This is a genomic window from Konateibacter massiliensis (assembly GCF_900184995.1).
GTDB lineage: Bacteria > Bacillota > Clostridia > Lachnospirales > Lachnospiraceae > Lachnotalea > Lachnotalea massiliensis.
In genome coordinates this window covers 2644995-2662194 of record NZ_LT860099.1, presented here as the reverse complement: position 1 = coordinate 2662194, position 17200 = coordinate 2644995, and the positions used below count along the sequence as shown (strand labels likewise).

Annotated in this window: 16 protein-coding genes and 2 tRNA genes; 9 read left to right on the top strand and 9 right to left on the bottom strand. The window is 41.9% G+C overall.

Translation table 11 applies throughout. The annotated features are described in order from the left end of the window. Positions 1-5 precede the first annotated feature (5 nt). The 5 genes from CTY48_RS17800 to CTY48_RS17780 form a co-directional block, all read right to left on the bottom strand. Positions 6-314, bottom strand: coding sequence for a V-type ATP synthase subunit F (locus tag CTY48_RS17800; protein WP_099469792.1), 309 nt, complete (start codon positions 312-314; stop codon positions 6-8). Positions 315-334: 20 nt separating this feature from the next. Continuing rightward, positions 335-760 (bottom strand): ATP synthase subunit C, encoded by a 426-nt coding sequence (locus tag CTY48_RS17795; RefSeq protein ID WP_099469791.1) that lies wholly within the window; start codon positions 758-760, stop codon positions 335-337. Between the two features lie 72 nt (positions 761-832). After that, positions 833-2761 carry a V-type ATP synthase subunit I gene (locus CTY48_RS17790; RefSeq protein WP_099469790.1) on the bottom strand — a complete coding sequence of 643 codons (1929 nt, stop codon included), beginning with the start codon at positions 2759-2761 and terminating at the stop codon, positions 833-835. A 15-nt stretch (positions 2762-2776) separates the two neighbouring features. Beyond that, positions 2777-3826: a V0D/AC39 family V-type ATPase subunit gene (locus tag CTY48_RS17785; protein ID WP_099469789.1), complete on the bottom strand. Its 1050-nt coding sequence runs from the start codon at positions 3824-3826 to the stop codon at positions 2777-2779. Between the two features lie 4 nt (positions 3827-3830). Further along, a complete protein-coding gene (locus CTY48_RS17780; protein ID WP_099469788.1) occupies positions 3831-4142 on the bottom strand; it encodes a hypothetical protein in 312 nt (103 codons plus the stop codon). A 303-nt stretch (positions 4143-4445) separates the two neighbouring features. Here CTY48_RS17780 and trmB point away from each other — a divergent pair, with 303 nt between their 5' ends. The 9 genes from trmB (at position 4446) to CTY48_RS17740 (ending at position 12357) form a co-directional block, all read left to right on the top strand. Continuing rightward, positions 4446-5090, top strand: coding sequence for a tRNA (guanosine(46)-N7)-methyltransferase TrmB (trmB, locus tag CTY48_RS17775; protein ID WP_099469787.1), 645 nt, complete (start codon positions 4446-4448; stop codon positions 5088-5090). 51 nt (positions 5091-5141) lie between these two features. Then, positions 5142-5285, top strand: a complete 144-nt coding sequence (locus tag CTY48_RS19770; protein WP_180272776.1) for a hypothetical protein — start codon at positions 5142-5144, stop codon at positions 5283-5285. A gap of 168 nt (positions 5286-5453) precedes the next feature. Continuing rightward, a tRNA-Lys gene (locus CTY48_RS17770) sits at positions 5454-5526 on the top strand. 111 nt (positions 5527-5637) lie between these two features. Next, positions 5638-6804, top strand: a complete 1167-nt coding sequence (locus CTY48_RS17765; protein WP_099469786.1) for a cation diffusion facilitator family transporter — start codon at positions 5638-5640, stop codon at positions 6802-6804. Positions 6805-6840: 36 nt separating this feature from the next. Further along, the gene (locus tag CTY48_RS17760; RefSeq protein WP_099469785.1) at positions 6841-7647 is read left to right on the top strand and encodes an alpha/beta hydrolase; all 807 of its coding nucleotides are present in this window, start codon (positions 6841-6843) and stop codon (positions 7645-7647) included. 51 nt (positions 7648-7698) lie between these two features. Beyond that, a tRNA-Pro gene (locus CTY48_RS17755) sits at positions 7699-7772 on the top strand. Between the two features lie 255 nt (positions 7773-8027). Beyond that, positions 8028-8867 (top strand): PRD domain-containing protein, encoded by an 840-nt coding sequence (locus CTY48_RS17750; RefSeq protein WP_099469784.1) that lies wholly within the window; start codon positions 8028-8030, stop codon positions 8865-8867. A gap of 169 nt (positions 8868-9036) precedes the next feature. Continuing rightward, complete coding sequence (locus tag CTY48_RS17745; RefSeq protein WP_099469783.1) at positions 9037-10902, top strand: beta-glucoside-specific PTS transporter subunit IIABC; 1866 nt, start codon at positions 9037-9039, stop codon at positions 10900-10902. A gap of 9 nt (positions 10903-10911) precedes the next feature. Further along, positions 10912-12357, top strand: a complete 1446-nt coding sequence (locus tag CTY48_RS17740) for a 6-phospho-beta-glucosidase (RefSeq protein ID WP_099469782.1) — start codon at positions 10912-10914, stop codon at positions 12355-12357. 63 nt (positions 12358-12420) lie between these two features. On the opposite strand, the gene CTY48_RS17735 is transcribed toward CTY48_RS17740, so the two are convergent. Genes CTY48_RS17735 through CTY48_RS17720 form a run of 4 tightly spaced genes read right to left on the bottom strand, consistent with a single transcriptional unit; the run spans position 12421 to position 17164 of the window. Further along, a complete protein-coding gene (locus CTY48_RS17735; RefSeq protein ID WP_099469781.1) occupies positions 12421-14145 on the bottom strand; it encodes an ABC transporter ATP-binding protein in 1725 nt (574 codons plus the stop codon). Continuing rightward, positions 14142-14978: an ABC transporter ATP-binding protein gene (locus tag CTY48_RS17730; RefSeq protein WP_099469780.1), complete on the bottom strand. Its 837-nt coding sequence runs from the start codon at positions 14976-14978 to the stop codon at positions 14142-14144. Before CTY48_RS17730 ends, CTY48_RS17735 begins: the two co-directional genes overlap by 4 nt. A 9-nt stretch (positions 14979-14987) precedes the next feature. Then, positions 14988-16001, bottom strand: coding sequence for a FecCD family ABC transporter permease (locus CTY48_RS17725; RefSeq protein WP_099469779.1), 1014 nt, complete (start codon positions 15999-16001; stop codon positions 14988-14990). Beyond that, a complete protein-coding gene (locus CTY48_RS17720; RefSeq protein ID WP_236355018.1) occupies positions 15998-17164 on the bottom strand; it encodes a FecCD family ABC transporter permease in 1167 nt (388 codons plus the stop codon). The genes CTY48_RS17725 and CTY48_RS17720 overlap by 4 nt, the downstream gene beginning before the upstream one ends. Positions 17165-17200: the final 36 nt, after the last annotated feature.

Below are 17200 nucleotides of genomic sequence, written 5' to 3'. Positions count from 1 at the left end.
TTCTTCTAAAGCTTTAAGCCTATGGCTTCATTTACATAAGCAGTGATAAAGTCTGGTTTACGGCCGGTTCCGTGTCTATCCGGGATTTCAACGATCAGCGGAAGTTTCCGATTTAACTTGACATCATCAATGATGTCAGGAAATTCGCGGCCGAATTTCTCAGTCAGCAGTATAATACCAACTGATTTATCGGCCAGAACCTTTTCCAATTCTTCTTTTAATTCATTTCGTTCATGAACAACCGCACCTTCAACGCCTGCAAGTCTCATTCCCGTATAGGTATCAATATTATCACTAATCAGATATATTTTCATATTAGTGGGCTTTCCTTTTCCTATAATTTACCTAAAATCATGATAGAAACGATAAGTCCGTACAGAGCAACTCCCTCTGCAAGAGCAACGAAGATAAGTGATTTACCAAGGATACTTGAATCTTCACTGATTGCACCAAGAGCTGAACTTGCGGCACTTGCAACGGCGATACCGGCACCAATACAAGAAATACTAGTTGATAAAGCAGCAGCAATGTAACCTAAACCTACGCCTGAAGCAGCAGTAGTTGTAGCTTCAGCAGCCTGTACTGGGTTTCCGCTGAATAAGAAAATACTGGAAATAGCAATTGTGCCAAAGAAAAAGAATACGTTAACAGCTAAAGAAGTTTTAAAACGTCCTCTGTTCTTTTCCCCGATTAAATAAGCTCCGAAAGGAACGATGATACTAAGAATAAGTGCAGCTACTAAAATAATTTTTGTCAACATAAATGTGACCTCCTCTTTCATTAAATAAAATCTTTTTTGATGTAATTTTTTGATAAAAATATATTATAAATTTTATTGCTTCTGTTTTGAATAAGGAATAAATTCCCTGCCGCTTCCTGAGAAGAAACGACTGAATATCTCGTAGTACTCAAGACGAAGAACATGAATACCAACGATAAGTCCTTCCATTGCAAGAACAAGTAAGTTACCGATTACGACTACAATCCAGTTTGGCGAACCGTTTTCAGCACCGGCAAGTGACATAACAACCTGCATCATACCCGCATGGCTCAGTGCAAAGGCACCGATACGGACGAAGGAAATGGTGTTTGACATATAGCTCAGTAAAACCTCCACAAGTTCAAATATGGACTGAACTAAAAACATGCCGACTTCCTTTGGAAGCTCATCTGCTTTTCTCTCAACGAGGGCAGCCAATGGTTCCTTCATAGCGATGACAATAAGCGGAAGGATGAACATAACAAAGAGTATAATTCCTCCCGGCAGTGTGTTGCCTGTCATAAACAATACGGCGCAAGCTACAACAGAGCCGTAAAATACAAAGCCTGCAACACCGTTGGTGTCAAAAAATATTTTTTCAACATTCTTCTGCCTGATACCGTTAATCATATTAAATATCATGGCGAGTAAGATTAATCCCATACCAAATGCAATAGCAAGTACAAGGATTGTATTAATGTTACCTACAAGAGGCAAGGTGACATACGTATGCATCGGGTGCATCCACACGGCGGGAAAAACATCCTCAAAACCGAACACACTTCCGTACAAAACACCGAATATCATGGAGAACACACCGGCTACGGACACGATTGCTGCAATGTCCATCTTCTTATATTTATAAAGAAGAATACCGCCTGCAAACAGGATAAAGCCCTGTCCTAAATCACCGAACATAATGCCGAAAATAAATGTATAAGTAATTGCTACAAATATGGTTGGGTCAAACTCATTATATGCCGGAAGTCCGTACATCTTTAAGAACATTTCAAATGGCTTGAAGAATTTTGGATTTTCCAGTTTTGTCGGAGGACTGCTTAAAATGTTATTGAACTCATCTTCGATGATACAAAATACATTCGGGTCCTCGGATACTTCCTTCTGGAAGGCCTCGGCATCAGTCTCCGTCATCCAGCCGCATACAATATAGAAGGTTGATATCTCATTGTTCGTACATGCTGCAAGCTTTCTGACATCAAAGTTTCTTGATAATTCATCCAAGGTTTTGTAAGCTGCGTAAATGAATGTCTTAGAAGAGTTAATCTTCTCTGTAATCTCATTATTAATTGCCTTAATTTCATCGTTAATTGAATCAATCAGTGACTCAAGCCTATGGAAAGCTTCATCAGGCGTTCCGTTGTACTCAGCCGGCAAATTCAGTCTTTCAAAATGCATGGACTCATAAATGTCATCAATCTTTTCTTCCTGATAAGCCGGAAGGAAGTAAACTCCCCAAACATAGCTCTCATCAGTATGACATCTGTAGAAAATAGTATCCAAATCAGAATACATATAGTGTTCCAGCTTTGCAAAATAATCCTTGGATATTTTACCAAAACGGTATTTAATAAATTTGAAGTTAAGAATTTTCTCAACATCATAATTTAACTCCCGAAAAGGTTCAATCTTGTGCAGAAGGTCTAAATATTTTACCTTCTTATCCTCTTGCGCCTGCCTCTTGAACTTTAAGTCATTAATTACCTTTTCAAGCTTAAGGAGCTTATCCTCAGTTTCCTCAAGAGTAATGGAGGTAGGTTCAATCGGACCTTTTTCGGTGACAAGATTAAGATAGTCACTTGCCTTTATCAGGAGATTTTTATATGGGTTTATTTCCACATAGGGTCTTAAGTCTTGCAGGGTTTTAAGCTCTGTCTGAGAGTTTTCAAGCTGAACGTCATATTTGGATAAATAATGTTCAGAAACTCGGTCAATGTCGGCTTTGGGTCCCGTAACACTCAAGAATTTCATTTTAACAATCACAGTTTCACCTCCCGATTAGTTTATATTAATATATTTTACTGTCTCGCTCGCCTCTAGACCGTAGCGGATACATTCCAGAGCAGTTGTAATCTTGCGGACTTCATGCTCTTTTCTTGTCAAATACATGTTGAGCATTGCCACAGAATAAGGGTTTTTGCGCGCACTAATATAAGTAACTTTTTCCACCAGAGTAACATAAAAATGTTCTAAGCTTTCACCGGAAAAAGCATCGGGCAGTACAGCCTTGGCATAACGAGTGTTTGCCAAATTCATGTTGAAATCTTCCATATTGGCAGATTCCACAAGGTGCACTATGTCTTGTTTTTTCAGCTTATAGGATACTGGAATCAGCAGAGCGTAAATATCAGCTGCGGACATATTATAATATTTCTTCGAACGGTAAATCCATTGAAGATTCAACATGTCGATTTTCGTTCCGTATGCCTCGGATAAGCTCTTCAGCTCTTTGCCTGATAAGAACTCATGACTCAATTCCCACAGATGGGAGAAATAATATAAATCAAGAGTCATCTCATAATCAAAGAGAGTAGGCTCGGTCAAATCCAATAACTTTGACAACGGCTTATAATATTCGGTTCCTTTTAAGCATGCAATGAATTCCTCGATTGTATGGGCAGAAGCTAAACTGTCTATATCAATAGAAGAATACCGCTTTAAAAATTCTGTTACGACATCTCTGTATGGAAGGTCAAAACTGCCGTTTAATACGGATCTCATACAGGTTTTTAATAAGGAAACCTCGTAGTGCAAAAAGTATAAATGAAGAAACTCACGCTGTTTTGAGTTCGCAAATCGATAAATCTTTGTAAAATCCGTAAAGGAAGAGATATTGAGTAAACGCTCTATCTGACCTCTGTGAATACGGGTCTCGTCTACATCAGCAAACAATTCCTTATAAGCCGGTTTGCTTTTCAAAAAAGCGGCAGCCTCTGTTACACTTCGAAGCCCAACAAATTCCCTAAAATCATTATCCGTAAGCAGATTGCTTTCCATTGCTCTTATTTTAGTGGTGATACCACTGTACGATAATAAGTCAATCAGCATAAAATCACTCCCTTACAATAGTACTGAAAATCTCATTTGCTAAAGCAGAATGATTTTTATTATACTCATCATCTAAAGTTTCCAGAGCTTTTTGCATCTGAGTTTCAATGCTTTCTAAATCTTGCTCTGTTTCTGCTTGGAGCTTTTTAGTTAATTCAGAAAGAGTATTTGCAGTTTCTGCATCAACTTTTTTGTCGAATGCGGCTATCTGGAGGTCCATCTTATCAGAAAGTTCTTTTTTCTTCTGATTAGCTTCATCCATAATGGAAACAGCAGCAGCTTCGATTTCTGATAGTTTATTAACTACCTTTTCCATAACTATCCTCCTATATATTTTATTGTTTGTGACAGCAGCCTTGAATAATCTGTATATTTTATGATTAAGACAAACCGCCAAGTCACAAAACCAGCAAATGTTTCAGCTAGTTCCAGTATTTCCGCTATGAGAGCATAACATACCTTCTTCTTATCATACTACTTTTTCGGCTAAAGTCCATAGTCATTTTGACACAAAATTTGACTAAAAAGCCGAATAAACTTTAAAAAATTTCTAATTTATTGTAAAATAATAAAAAACTTAAAAAATAATAAAAATGATAAAAGAAATATGAGGTAGAAGATGAGATTAAGAAACGTAAAAGGTTCAGAGGAAGCTATTGAAAAGAGTGAGCATGTGGTTCATAATCACGAGGAGCAAAAAGGAAAATGGAGCGAGCTATTTGGGAATGAAAACCCCATTTATATTGAGATTGGAATGGGTAAGGGAAAATTTATTACGACGCTCGCACAAAAAAATTCAAATATAAATTATATAGGAATTGAAAAATATTCCAGTGTATTGGTCAGAGCTATTGATAAAGCAAAGGAATTAGAGCTTTCAAACCTGAAATTTGTCAAAATGGATGCCGAAGATATTTTAGAAACTTTTAATAAATATGAAATAGATAAAATTTATCTAAATTTTTCCGATCCATGGCCAAAGGATCGTCATGCAAGGAGAAGATTGACATCAAGAGAGTATTTAAAAAAGTATGATGTGATACTGAAACCGGAGAGCTGTATTGAATTTAAAACGGACAACAGACTGCTGTTTGACTTTTCTGTGGAGGAGATTCCGGCCGCAGGATGGGAGCTAAAGGCATGCACTTACGATTTACATCACGATGAGGTGCTCAACGTGGATAATGTCATGACAGAATATGAAGAAAAATTCTCGAAAGCAGGAAATCCGATTCATAAGCTTATCGCGGTGAGAGAACGGTAAAGAATCATTCCTTCTTGCATATGATATAGAAAAGGGAAGAGGAGCCATGAAATGGCGGTCAGCATCAGTAAGCAGGTAAAAGACAAAATCAACAAGATTACCTATGATAAGCCAACGTTCAACGCAAGGGTAAGCCAGATGAAAAAATCCTTTGATGAGGTCAACAAAATAATTAACACAAAGGGTGGAAAATAAGGGGGCAAAAATGCTCCCTTCTATGGTAAGAAATGTGCGTTATTTTTTATAATAGTTAAATAGTAACAAAAAAATTGAAAAAAATAAAAAAAGTGCTTGCATTATTCAAATTTATATAATATAATAATTTTTGCATTGCACAAGTGGCAATTCATAATAGATAGAAACGCGCTAATAGCTCAGTTGGTAGAGCACCTGACTCTTAATCAGGGTGTCCCGGGTTCGAGCCCCTGTTGGCGCACTAGAGCACTGTTTTTGAAGACTTAGAAGCTTCGGGGACGGTGTTTTTTGTATACATTGTAAGAACTGTATAAACGGAAACTTATTGTGAATGCATGGGAGAGGGGAAATTATGATTACATTACTGGTAAAGTTATTTATTAAGGACAGAGAAAATATAAACGATGCCAAGGTCAGGAGAAATTATGGAATGCTCGGCAGCATTGTGGGAATTTCTCTTAATATTTTGCTGTTTGTTATAAAATATTTTGCCGGGGTGGTCAGCGGCTCCATCGCCATTATGGCGGATGCGTTCAATAATCTCTCAGATGCAGGCTCCAGCGTGATTACGCTGGTCGGCTTCCAATTTTCGGGAAAGAAACCGGATGAGGAGCATCCATTCGGGCATGGAAGAATGGAATATATTTCGGGATTTATTGTATCGATGGCGATTATATTGGTAGGCTTTGAGCTGGCGAAATCCTCCGTCGGGAAAATTCTTGCACCGACCCCGGTGGATAGCAGCGGGCTTACGGTTGCAATTTTGATTCTTTCTATTATTATTAAAATCTATATGACACTATACAACAGACGAATTGGAAGAAAAATAGATTCAGAGGCGATGAAGGCAACGGCGACAGATAGTTTTTCCGATGCGATAGCGACTCTGGTTGTACTGCTTTCAATTGTGGTGATGAAGACTACAGGCATAGCAATTGATGGGTGGTGCGGTATTGTAGTGGCATTGTTTATTCTGTATGCGGGTTATAGTGCAGCAAAAAATACGATGTCCCCGTTGCTTGGAAGAATGCCGGACCCTGATTATGTAAACCAGATAAAAGAAATTGTGCTGGCACATGAGGAGATTTCCGGTATCCATGATTTGATTGTGCATGACTATGGACCGGGAAGAGTAATGATATCTTTACACGGAGAAGTGGCAGGAAACGGCGATATTTTTAAGATTCATGAGGCAATTGATCTGATTGAAAACGAATTGAATACAAAGCTTGGCTGTGAGGCTGTCATACATATGGACCCGGTTGCCGTGGAGGATGAAGAGGTGCAGCGAATGCGCGCAAAAGTGGAAGAGCTGATTAAGAACATCAGCCCCGAAATTACAATTCATGACTTTCGCCTTGTCAAGGGACCTACGATTACGAATGTAATATTTGATGCGGTGGTGCCGTATAAATTTAGTTTAAGCGATGAGGCGGTAAAAAGAGAGATTGAGAAGAGGATAACGGACACATGGGAGAACTGTCATCCGGTGGTAAAGGTTGATAAGTCGTTTGTGTAGGTTATGATATAAAGAAATCTAAGGAGGAAGCAGACAATGATTCATGAAAAAATAGAAATAAGAGACGGAGAATTTCAGGCGGAGTTAAGTACTTATATCGTTGACAATACGGTTGAGCCAGATAAAATAAGACCGCTTGTTTTGGTGTGTCCGGGAGGCGGTTATGTGATGACCTCACCGAAGGAGGGGGAACCGATTGCCCTTCAAATGAACAGCTTTGGCATTCATGCCTGTGTGTTAAATTATAGCTGTGCTCCGGCAGAATTTCCGACGGCACTGAATCAGGTTGCAAAGTCTGTAAAACTGATTCGAGAAAATGCAAAAAAGTGGCACGTTGACCCTAGTAAGATTATTGTACTTGGTTTTTCTGCGGGGGGACATCTTGCAACCAGCTTCGGCGTATTTTGGAACAAGGAATTTTTACTTCGGGAATTAAATCTAAAGCCGGAGCAAATTGAGCCAAACGGCTTAGTGCTGTGCTATCCGGTTATTACCTCAGGAGAACATGCCCACACAGGAAGCTTTGAAAATCTCTTGGGAGACAGGAAAGACGATACCAATTGGCGAGAGCTGGTGTCCTTGGAAAAGCAGGTGGATGGAACAATGCCGAAGGCATTTATCTGGCACACCTATGAGGACGGTGCCGTGCCGGTTGAAAATGCTCTGCTTCTTGCAAATGCCATGAGAAAAGCAAAGGTGCCGTTTGCCCTTCATATTTTTGAGGAGGGAGGACATGGTCTCGGCCTCGGAACAGAAGAAACCGGGCAGGTTGTCGAGGAAGTTCAGCCATGGATTAAAATGGCAGGAGATTGGATCTTGAAAAATTCCTTTGAAAAAAATTAAATTTTGAGTTGCATTTTATAAAAATTGTTATATAATAGAGTAGTCGGAAAGCGAAGCGTGGCTCAGTTTGGTAGAGCGCTGCGTTCGGGACGCAGAGGTCGTGGGTTCGAATCCCGTCGCTTCGACTACTTGTTTGAGATACTCCAAAAGCTGTATGGATAAGGCTTTTGGAGTTTTTTTATTTTAAAACGGTTTAGTAAATCGCACAAAAAACAAGTATAATACTTGTATGATATATACAAAATAACAAAAACGTGTTGACATAGCAGATGAGTTGACTTATAGTATTAATAGGTGTTACTGATAAAGCAGGCACGACTATTAATATATACTTGGCATCAAGTATAGTTGGTGGTTGTGTTTTTTTATTTGGAGGAACTATGGAACTGATTAAAGCATTAAATAACAATATTGCATTAGTAAAAAATGAAAATAATCAGGAAGAAGTTGTCATGGGCAGCGGAGTGTCCTTCAAAGTACATTCTGGAGAACAAATAAATGAAGCACTTGTGGAAAAAAGATTTGTTCTTGACGGGAATGGAAAGAAAAAAGCCTTTGAAAACCTGCTTGATAGAATCCGTGTCGATGATGTTGAATTGGCCAGCAATATTATTAAGGATGGAGAAAATCAATTAGGTTATCAATGCAGGGACAGTATTATCCTTACTTTATCAGACCACTTGGGTATGATGTTGGAACGCGCAAAAGACGGATTGTATTTTACGTCCCCATTGCAATGGGATATTCAATTAATTTACCCGAAAGAATACAGATATTCAGAAAAAGTGATAGAAAAACTTCGGAAAAAAACCGGATATGAAATACCAAATCAGGAAGCTGCTTTTATTGCGTTACACTTTATTAATTCCAGGTTTGACGGATCAGGAATGAATGAAACAGTGTTGTGTACGAAGATTATCCAAAACATCTTGAATATTACAAGGGTGTATTATGGACGTGAGTTTCATGAGGATGATTTTAATGTTAGCAGATTTATTACTCATATACAGTATTTTGTTAGAAGACAGGTTAGCGGACAGAAATTAACGGCTGATATTACAATGGCAGAGATGATAGGAAAGCAGTGCCCGAAAGATTACAAATGTGCACTGAAGATTGCAGAATTTCTAAAACATAATTATCAATGGGATGTCACCGACGGAGAAAAACTCTATTTGACCTTGCACCTGAACCGAATCAACGTGAATGAAAAAAATTAAGAAGTGTTACTGTTAGGCAGGCATGACTCAAAACGACTATTGTTTCCATAAAATGAAACAAAGGTTTAGTTTTGGGTCTTTTTTATATATGAAGAAAGTTCTGCGAGATTTCCTATTATATAAAAGGCACTACATGCCAGCAAGTAGACACTTGAATGGAGGAAAAAAGATGAAATATGAACAGGAAGCCAAAACAATAGTAAGTTTGGTGGGTGGAGAAAAAAATGTAAATAATTTACTTCACTGTGCAACAAGACTACGATTTGAATTGAAAAATGAAAGTAAAGTGGATAAAGAGGAATTAAAAAAACTTCCATATGTAATGCAGGTAGTACAGAGTGGCGGACAGTGTCAGATTGTTGTAGGGCCGGCTGTTGCGGACTATTATGATGCCATATTAAAAGTTTCAAATATCAGCAGTGATATAAAGGCAGATGGACAAAAAGAAGATTCTGACAAAAAAAAGATAAATCTTGATATGATTTTAAAAGTTATTTCCGGAGCATTCTCTCCGTTGATACCATTACTTGCCGGGGCAGGTATGGTAAAGGCTCTGCTGACCGTACTTGCAACAGCAGGTGTGATGTCAGATGCAGGTTCCACATATGCCATAATTTCAGCAGCCGGAAATAGTGTATTTTATTTCATGCCGTTATTCTTGGGATATACATTAGCAAAGCAGTTTGGTGCCAATCCGTATGTTGGCGCGGCTATCGGTGCAGCATTGCTTGAACCAAGCTTTACAGCACTAATTGATGTAGAGGGAACAACGTTTCTTGGAATAAATGTTACAGCCATTAACTATTCTGCAACAATTTTCCCTATTTTTATTGCAATGATGGTTTATGCGTTATTAGAAAAAGGGTTAAAGAAAATAATTAGACAGGAATTACAGTTGTTCCTTGTACCAATGTTAAGTCTTATGATTATGGTGCCATTTACAGCAATTGTATTCGGACCTTTTGGTACAACTGTCGGAAATGCCGTTTCAGCAGTTGTCAGCTGGCTGTTTGAATTAAACGGAACTTTGGCAGGCGTCATTTTAGGAGCAACATATCCTTATCTTACAATTCTTGGATTGCATTGGGGATTTACACCGATTACATTGCAAAATCTTGAACTTTATGGCGGAGATGTAATTGAAGGCGTTGCGGTTTGCGCAGTATATGCACAGATAGGTATTGCAATCGGTGCATATTTAAAAGGTAAAAAAGGTTCAAAAATTAAAGGTATTGCCGGACCGAATGTATTAACCGGTGTTTTGGCGGGAGTAACCGAACCAATTCTTTACGGTATTGTAATGGAATATAAGAGATTATTTGCTGTTGTTGCAATAGCAGCCGGCATCGGCGGAGCAATTAACGGTACTTTTGGTGTTACATGTGATGCATATGTATTCCACAATATTTTTTCAGCATCCATGATGACATATTCACCATTTGGCTTCTTTGTTATTGGTATTTTAGCATCTTTGGTAGTTGGTGCATTGCTGACGTATTTCTGGGGAATTCGTGAGGAAGATATGGGTGACTTTGAAGCGGCGGCAGAAATAGTAGAAAAAGAAGCAGCATTGGGAGTAAAAATGGTAGATATTCAAGCTCCTGCCGACGGTAAAATAATTTCATTAGAAAAAGTGGATGATGAAGTTTTTGCAAGCGGTGTAACAGGAAAGGGACTTGCGATTGATCCTGACGGTAATATAATAAAAGCACCTTGTGAAGGTGAAGTTACAGTTGTTTTTCCCAGCAAACATGCATTAGGAATAACGACGGCTGACGGTGTCGAGTTATTGATTCATGTCGGGCTAAACACAGTAATGCTTGACGGACAAGGATTTGAAAACTTAGTTGAAAAAGGCGATAAAGTAAAGGCAGGGCAACCTATTATTAAGTTTGACAGAGAATTGATTCAAGAACAAGGATATTCACTTGTATCACCGGTAATTATAACAAATGCGGATGATGTAAAAGATATTATTATAGAAGATAAGACAACTGTAACATGTGGAGATGTCATGTATCAAGTTATGGTCTAGGAGGAATATATGAAGAAAGATTTCTTATGGGGCGGCGCTGTTGCCGCCCATCAGGTAGAGGGAGCATATGACGCTGGCGGAAAGGGACTTTCCATTGCAGATGTGATGACTGCAGGCAGTAAAACAAAGGCAAGAGAAATTACCCAAGGCGTTATGGAAGATAAGTACTATCCGAACCATGAGGCGATTCGTTTTTATGATCAGTATAAAGAAGATATAAAACTTTTTGCAGAGATGGGATTTAGGTGTTTTCGTACAAGTATTGCATGGAGCAGAATTTTCCCAAATGGAGATGAGACAGTACCGAATGAAGAAGGATTGAAGTTTTATGATGAGCTTTTTGATGAAATGCACAAATACAATATTGAACCGGTAATTACGTTATCTCATTTCGAAATCCCATATCATCTGGTTGAAAAATATGGCGGCTGGAGAAATCGAAAGATGATTGAATTTTTTGAGAGATTTGCAGTTACGGTATTTGAAAGATATAAAGAAAAAGTAACCTATTGGATGACATTTAATGAAATTAATAATCAAATGATTATCGAAAATCCAATTTATGCATTTACAAATTCGGGAGTTCTTTTTGAAGAGGATGAAGACAGATTAAAGGCAGTATATCAGGCATCCCATTATCAGTTTGTAGCAAGCGCTGTTGCGGTTGCGAAGGGACATAAAATAAATCCGAAATTTCAGATAGGATGTATGGTTGCCGGAACACCAACATATCCATTCAGCTGTAATCCTAATGATATTGTGCTTGCACAGAAAGAAGACCGAAAAAATTTATTTTACACAGATGTCCAGGTTAGAGGCCATTATCCTTCCTACCTATTAAAAGAATGGGAAAAATGTGGCTATCAACTTGATATTACGGAAAATGATTTGAAATTGATTGCAGAAGGCTGTGTGGACTATCTTGGATTTAGTTATTATTTGAGCCTTACGGTAAGTGCAGACAAAAACATGGAAAAGTCCGGTATCGCTTCTGCCGGAACAATGGAGGCGGTAGACAATCCATATTTAGAAGCAACGCCTTGGGGATGGTCAATTGATCCTGTGGGGTTACGTTACATGTTGAATTTATATTATGATAGATATGAAATTCCGCTGTTTATTGTAGAAAATGGATTTGGCTATGAAGATAAAGTAGAAGAAGACGGAATTCATGATAGTAATAGAATCTCATATTTGAAAAGCCATATTGAAGAAATGATGAAGGCAATAGAGGAAGACGGAGTAGATATTCTGGGGTATACGGTTTGGGGTTGTATTGATCCGATATCGTTTACAACAGGCGAAATGAAAAAAAGATATGGTTTTATTTATGTAGATCGTGATAATGATGGAAACGGAACCTTTGAGAGAAGAAAAAAAGATAGTTTTGAATGGTACCGAAATGTTATTGAAACAAATGGACAAATCGTTTTTGAAAAGCAGGCAATGGAATAGAAAAACTATTTATGTGCACTTCGCGGAGAGGAAGTTGTTGCTCCCTCCCCTTCCAAATTATCATTAGGACGCCTGAGCGGCGTGAAGTCTCGCGTAGATACCGTTTTGCGACATCAGCTGATTGTGGGTGCCGATTTCCGCTATGCCGGTGCCGTCAAGCACTACGATCTGATCGGCATGGCGAATGGTGGAAAGCCGATGGGCGATGACTAATGTCGTGCGCTCCTTGGATATTTCATCCAACGCCAGCTGAATTTCCTGCTCGGTCTTGGTGTCCAGTGCGGAGGTGGCCTCATCCAAAATCAGGATGGGTGAATTTCTTAGAATTGCTCTGGCGATGGAAATGCGTTGCTTCTGTCCGCCTGATAAGCGGATGCCCCGCTCACCAATCACCGTGTCATAACCATTCTCCATTTTTTCTATGAATTCATGTGCGTTGGCCGCTTTTGCCGCTGCAATGACGTCCTCCCGATTGGCGTCCTTCCAGCCGTAAACGATGTTTTCGTATGCTGTGCCGTTAAACAGGAAGGTATCCTGTAACACCATAGATATATTGTCTCTCAGGCTTGTAAGTGTGACCTCGCCAATGTCAGTGCCGTCAATCAGAACTGCGCCTTGTTGTGGATCATAGAAACGGTTAATCAGATTGGCAATCGTAGATTTCCCCACACCGGTCGTGCCAATCAGAGCGACCGTCTGCCCCGGCTGTATGGTTATGTTCACATTTTGCAGTACGGGAATTTCTTCATTATAAGCAAAAGAAAGATCTACCAGCTCAATTTTACCCTTGACCCGGGGCAGCACTCGAGCATTCTTCTGCTCCTTTACGTCAGGTGAATCGTCAATAACGTCAAAGATGCGCCTACACCCGGCGGAGGATTCCCCCGCACGCTCCACAAGACCGGATATGCTCTTGACCGGACCGTAAAACATGGAAAGATACATCACAAACCCAACGATATCTGCGATGGCAATCTGGCGGGTGCCCACCAGATGTCCGCCATACACCACGACCACTACAGTGCCGAGCGCCGTTACAAAGGCCAACAACGGATACGTCGTTTCAAAGAAAAAGCTGGATCTTAAATAGGCTAAGCTGTGGCGCAAAGAGAGACTTGCCACCTTCTTTTCCTCGTGATCTTGTTGGTTGAATATCTGGATTTCCTTAATACCGGAGAGGTTGTCCTGAACCGTTCCAGCCAGCTCTCCACGTATCTTTGCGTTTATCTTCCATGTGGGGGAAACATGTCTGCTCTGCCAAAAAGTTATTCCCAGCAAGAAAGGGATAGTGATAAGGCTCATGAGGGCCAGCTTCCAGTTGATGGTTAGCAGAATAATACCCACACCCACAAAAGTAAGGATATTAAATATAAAATCCGGTACCACATGGGCAAGAAGAATCTCGGCCTCCATCGCGTCACTGACCACTCGTCCAGTCAGGTCACCGGTGCGACTTTTGTGAAAATATTTCAGGCTCATATGCTGGAGTTTGGAATATACCCGCTTTCGCAGGTCGGCCACATAATGCAGCGCACCATAATGGTTCAGATAACCGGACACAGACTTTCCCGCTGCCTGCACAAAGGTAGCGAGCAGCAGTAACAACCCGATTCGCATCGCTTCGGAGGAAAAATCGGCAACCCCGTCCGTTGCAAGCGCCGTCATCTCCCGCAGGGCCCATGGGGTATAAAAGCCTGCAACGGTAGACACCACAAGTGCCAAGAATGCGACAATAAAAAGCCCCCAATACTGTCTGGCTTCATAAAAAACACGAATTGTGGTCTTCATACGGCAACTGCCTCCTTTGCTACAGGGGGAGCCTCGCTGCGCAGCAAGTCGTAGGTAAGGCAGACGGGGCGTCCGGTGCGGGGCTCGTGGACAATCTCTGCGTCAATCGAGAAGGCATCTTTGAGCACTTGGGGCAGTATAACCTCCTCAGGGCCGCCGTGCCTTATAATTTTCCCATCCCGAATAGCAATCATATAATCGGAAAAGCGCGCTGCAAGATTCAGGTCATGCAGCACCATTACAATGGTGACGCCCTGCTTTCGGTTCAAATCATACAAAAGCTCCAGAACCTCCAGCTGATGCGCAAGATCCAAATAGGTGGTCGGCTCATCCAGCAGAATCAAATCCGTCTGCTGGGCAAGAGCCATGGCGATCCACACCCGCTGTCGCTGCCCGCCGGAGAGGGTGTCTACCTCCCGGACTTCAAACTCCGTCAGCTTGGTCACGGAGAGCGCCCACTGGACTATTTTTTTGTCCTCAGGGGTGAGCTTCCCAAAACCATGCTGATGAGGGAAGCGTCCATAGGCCACCAGTTCGCTCACCGTTAGACCGCTGGGAGCTGTAGGTGTTTGCGGCAGAATTGCCATCTTTTTTGCCACATCGTTGGTGGAAAGCTTGCGGATATCTTCGCCGGAGAGATATACCAGCCCGGTTTTGGGCTTGAGAATCCGTCCCACAGCCTTAAGTACAGTGGATTTTCCACAGCCGTTGGGACCGATAATGGATGTAATTTTTCCGTGGGGTATATTCATATCCAGTGCCTTAACAATAAGGGCTTCGTCATAGGCAATGTCTAACTGTTCGGTTGTAATGCTGTTTGTTGTGTTGTTCATGGTTCCTCCTTAGTTCGCTTTAGCCAGCAGGTACAAAAAGTACGGTGTTGACAAGATGGTAATGACAATGCCGGTAGGGATATCCGCACCAAGACTCACGGTACGAGTAAGGGTATCTGCCAGCAACACGATGATGGCCCCGACCAGGCAAGAGGCCGGAAGCAAAAGCTTATGGTTTGGCCCTACTAGCTTTCTTGCCATATGGGGGCTGATCATGCCGACAAAGAAAAAGTTCCCACCCAATGATACGCTTCCCGAGGAAAGAGCTACCGCCGCAATGGAAAGCCCCAGAAACTCCGGCTTTACCGCAACGCCAAGCCCTGTCGCTGTCTGGTTGCCGAGATGCAGTGTGTTCAAAATGCGGGATTTATAGAACACATAGAAGCACAAAAGCAGAGTCCACGGGGCTAAGATGGCAAGGTAGTGCCAGTTGTCTCCCCATAGGCTGCCCGCATTCCAGCGCTGCATGAAATCCATTTGATTTTCGTCGAGCTTCAGGGTGAGGAGCGTGGTCAACGCACCGTAACCGGAGGACAATGCAACGCCGGTAAGAATCAATCCGGTGGGTGAAATATCCCTGCCCCGTCGGTACGAAAGCAGGAAAATCAGTCCCGCCGCTGTCATACCTCCCACAAACGCAAGAAGCGGCAAAGCTATGGCTGAAGACATACCCTGCACTGAGAAAATGACTACGAAAAGCAGTACAAACAGGCCCGAACCGGAGCTGATGCCCAGTGTACCGGGGCTTGCCATATCGTTGCGCAGCAGGCTCTGCATGATACAGCCGGAGGCACCCATGCCGATGCCCACCAGCATACCAAGGATAATGCGAGGCAACCGAAACTCAAACACAATGAGGTTCTGTTTATCTGTGCCCTTGCCCAAGATAACATTTAGTACCTCTATAGGAGAAAGATTCATCTTCCCGGAGTTCATGCTGATGACGGCAATTGCAAGCATCAGGAGAAACATCAAAAGCAGGATGATTATCCCCCGTTTAGTTGTAAAACGCTGCTTGTTCATTCAAACTCCCTCCTTTGCTTTCTGGCAAGGTAGAGAAAGTATGGAACACCGACTACCGCGAAAATGATGCCGATGGGGGTTTCGTAGGGCTTATTGATTAGCCGCCCCACTAAATCGGCAGTTACGGTAAGAAGTGCACCGTAAAGACCTGATGCCGGAATGATATAGCGGTAATCCACACCCACCAGATAGCGGACAATATGCGGCGTGATAAGTCCTACAAAGCCCACCGGTCCCACAACGATGACCGAAAGCCCGGTGAGTACCAGTACAATGATGGTCGAAATCCCCTTAACAAGCCGGGTTTTCAGTCCTAATCCTGTTGCCACGTCCTCGCCAAGGCTCATCACCGTTACAGCGGGCGACAATGCAAGGGAGGCCAAAACAGCCACTGCGAAAAAAGGGGCCACGATAGCAAGCTCGCTCCATTTGGCTCCGGCGGTGCCGCCTGCCGTCCAGTAGGCCAGCGCCTGTCCCAGCCTGTATTTAATTGATATGTATTGAGAAAACGCACCGAACAGCATTGATATGGAGATGCCTGCCAGCACCAGCCGTTGCGGCGTCATACCCCGTTTGCCGAGAGAGGCGATGCTATAGGTCATTCCGGTGGTTACCGCCGCTCCCATAAAAGCAAACAGCATAGTCTGCCCATAGGAGCGGGTTGGCAGAAATGCCATGCACAGAGCAATGGCAAAGGTTGCGCCGGAGCTGATACCCATCAAGCCGGAATCGGCAAGAGGATTTCTTGTGGTGCCTTGCATTAGCGCACCGCAGATGGCAAGGCTGCACCCAACGATAAGGTCAGCCACAGTACGGGGAAAGCGGAGGGTCTGGATAATCTGGTGCTCTGTCAGGTTGGGATTGAAGTTAAAAACCGCCCTCCAGGCTGTATACAAACTCATATCGGCGGCGCCGAAGCTAATCGACGCCGCTGACATCAGTGCCAGAAATCCAGCCCCCGCAATCATGTAGAGCGCAAAACGGGCAGTGCCGCGCTTTGGCTGTTTTGCGAGGAGATGTTGCATGTATATGTATCCTTTCGATGATAGACTTGTAGTTGTATAAATCGTAGTACTTAGGCTTGCCAGCATAGAATAACCAAGTTTGCCAAGACTAACCAACTCTTTTATTATACGAAAAGCACTCGTCTTTTCCAATGACATAATCTCTCATATGAGATGGCGATTTTTCTCTTTACG

Excerpts from the sequence above, each read along its gene's own strand:
- CTY48_RS17800 (WP_099469792.1), bottom strand. The coding sequence starts at position 314 with ATGAAAATATATCTGATTAGTGATAATATTGATACCTATACGGGAATG.
- CTY48_RS17795 (WP_099469791.1), bottom strand. The coding sequence starts at position 760 with ATGTTGACAAAAATTATTTTAGTAGCTGCACTTATTCTTAGTATCATC.
- CTY48_RS17785 (WP_099469789.1), bottom strand. The coding sequence starts at position 3,826 with ATGCTGATTGACTTATTATCGTACAGTGGTATCACCACTAAAATAAGA.
- CTY48_RS17780 (WP_099469788.1), bottom strand. The coding sequence starts at position 4,142 with ATGGAAAAGGTAGTTAATAAACTATCAGAAATCGAAGCTGCTGCTGTT.
- trmB (WP_099469787.1), top strand. The coding sequence starts at position 4,446 with ATGAGATTAAGAAACGTAAAAGGTTCAGAGGAAGCTATTGAAAAGAGT.
- CTY48_RS19770 (WP_180272776.1), top strand. The coding sequence starts at position 5,142 with ATGGCGGTCAGCATCAGTAAGCAGGTAAAAGACAAAATCAACAAGATT.
- CTY48_RS17765 (WP_099469786.1), top strand. The coding sequence starts at position 5,638 with ATGATTACATTACTGGTAAAGTTATTTATTAAGGACAGAGAAAATATA.
- CTY48_RS17760 (WP_099469785.1), top strand. The coding sequence starts at position 6,841 with ATGATTCATGAAAAAATAGAAATAAGAGACGGAGAATTTCAGGCGGAG.
- CTY48_RS17750 (WP_099469784.1), top strand. The coding sequence starts at position 8,028 with ATGGAACTGATTAAAGCATTAAATAACAATATTGCATTAGTAAAAAAT.
- CTY48_RS17745 (WP_099469783.1), top strand. The coding sequence starts at position 9,037 with ATGAAATATGAACAGGAAGCCAAAACAATAGTAAGTTTGGTGGGTGGA.
- CTY48_RS17740 (WP_099469782.1), top strand. The coding sequence starts at position 10,912 with ATGAAGAAAGATTTCTTATGGGGCGGCGCTGTTGCCGCCCATCAGGTA.
- CTY48_RS17735 (WP_099469781.1), bottom strand. The coding sequence starts at position 14,145 with ATGAAGACCACAATTCGTGTTTTTTATGAAGCCAGACAGTATTGGGGG.
- CTY48_RS17730 (WP_099469780.1), bottom strand. The coding sequence starts at position 14,978 with ATGAACAACACAACAAACAGCATTACAACCGAACAGTTAGACATTGCC.
- CTY48_RS17725 (WP_099469779.1), bottom strand. The coding sequence starts at position 16,001 with ATGAACAAGCAGCGTTTTACAACTAAACGGGGGATAATCATCCTGCTT.
- CTY48_RS17720 (WP_236355018.1), bottom strand. The coding sequence starts at position 17,164 with ATGTCATTGGAAAAGACGAGTGCTTTTCGTATAATAAAAGAGTTGGTT.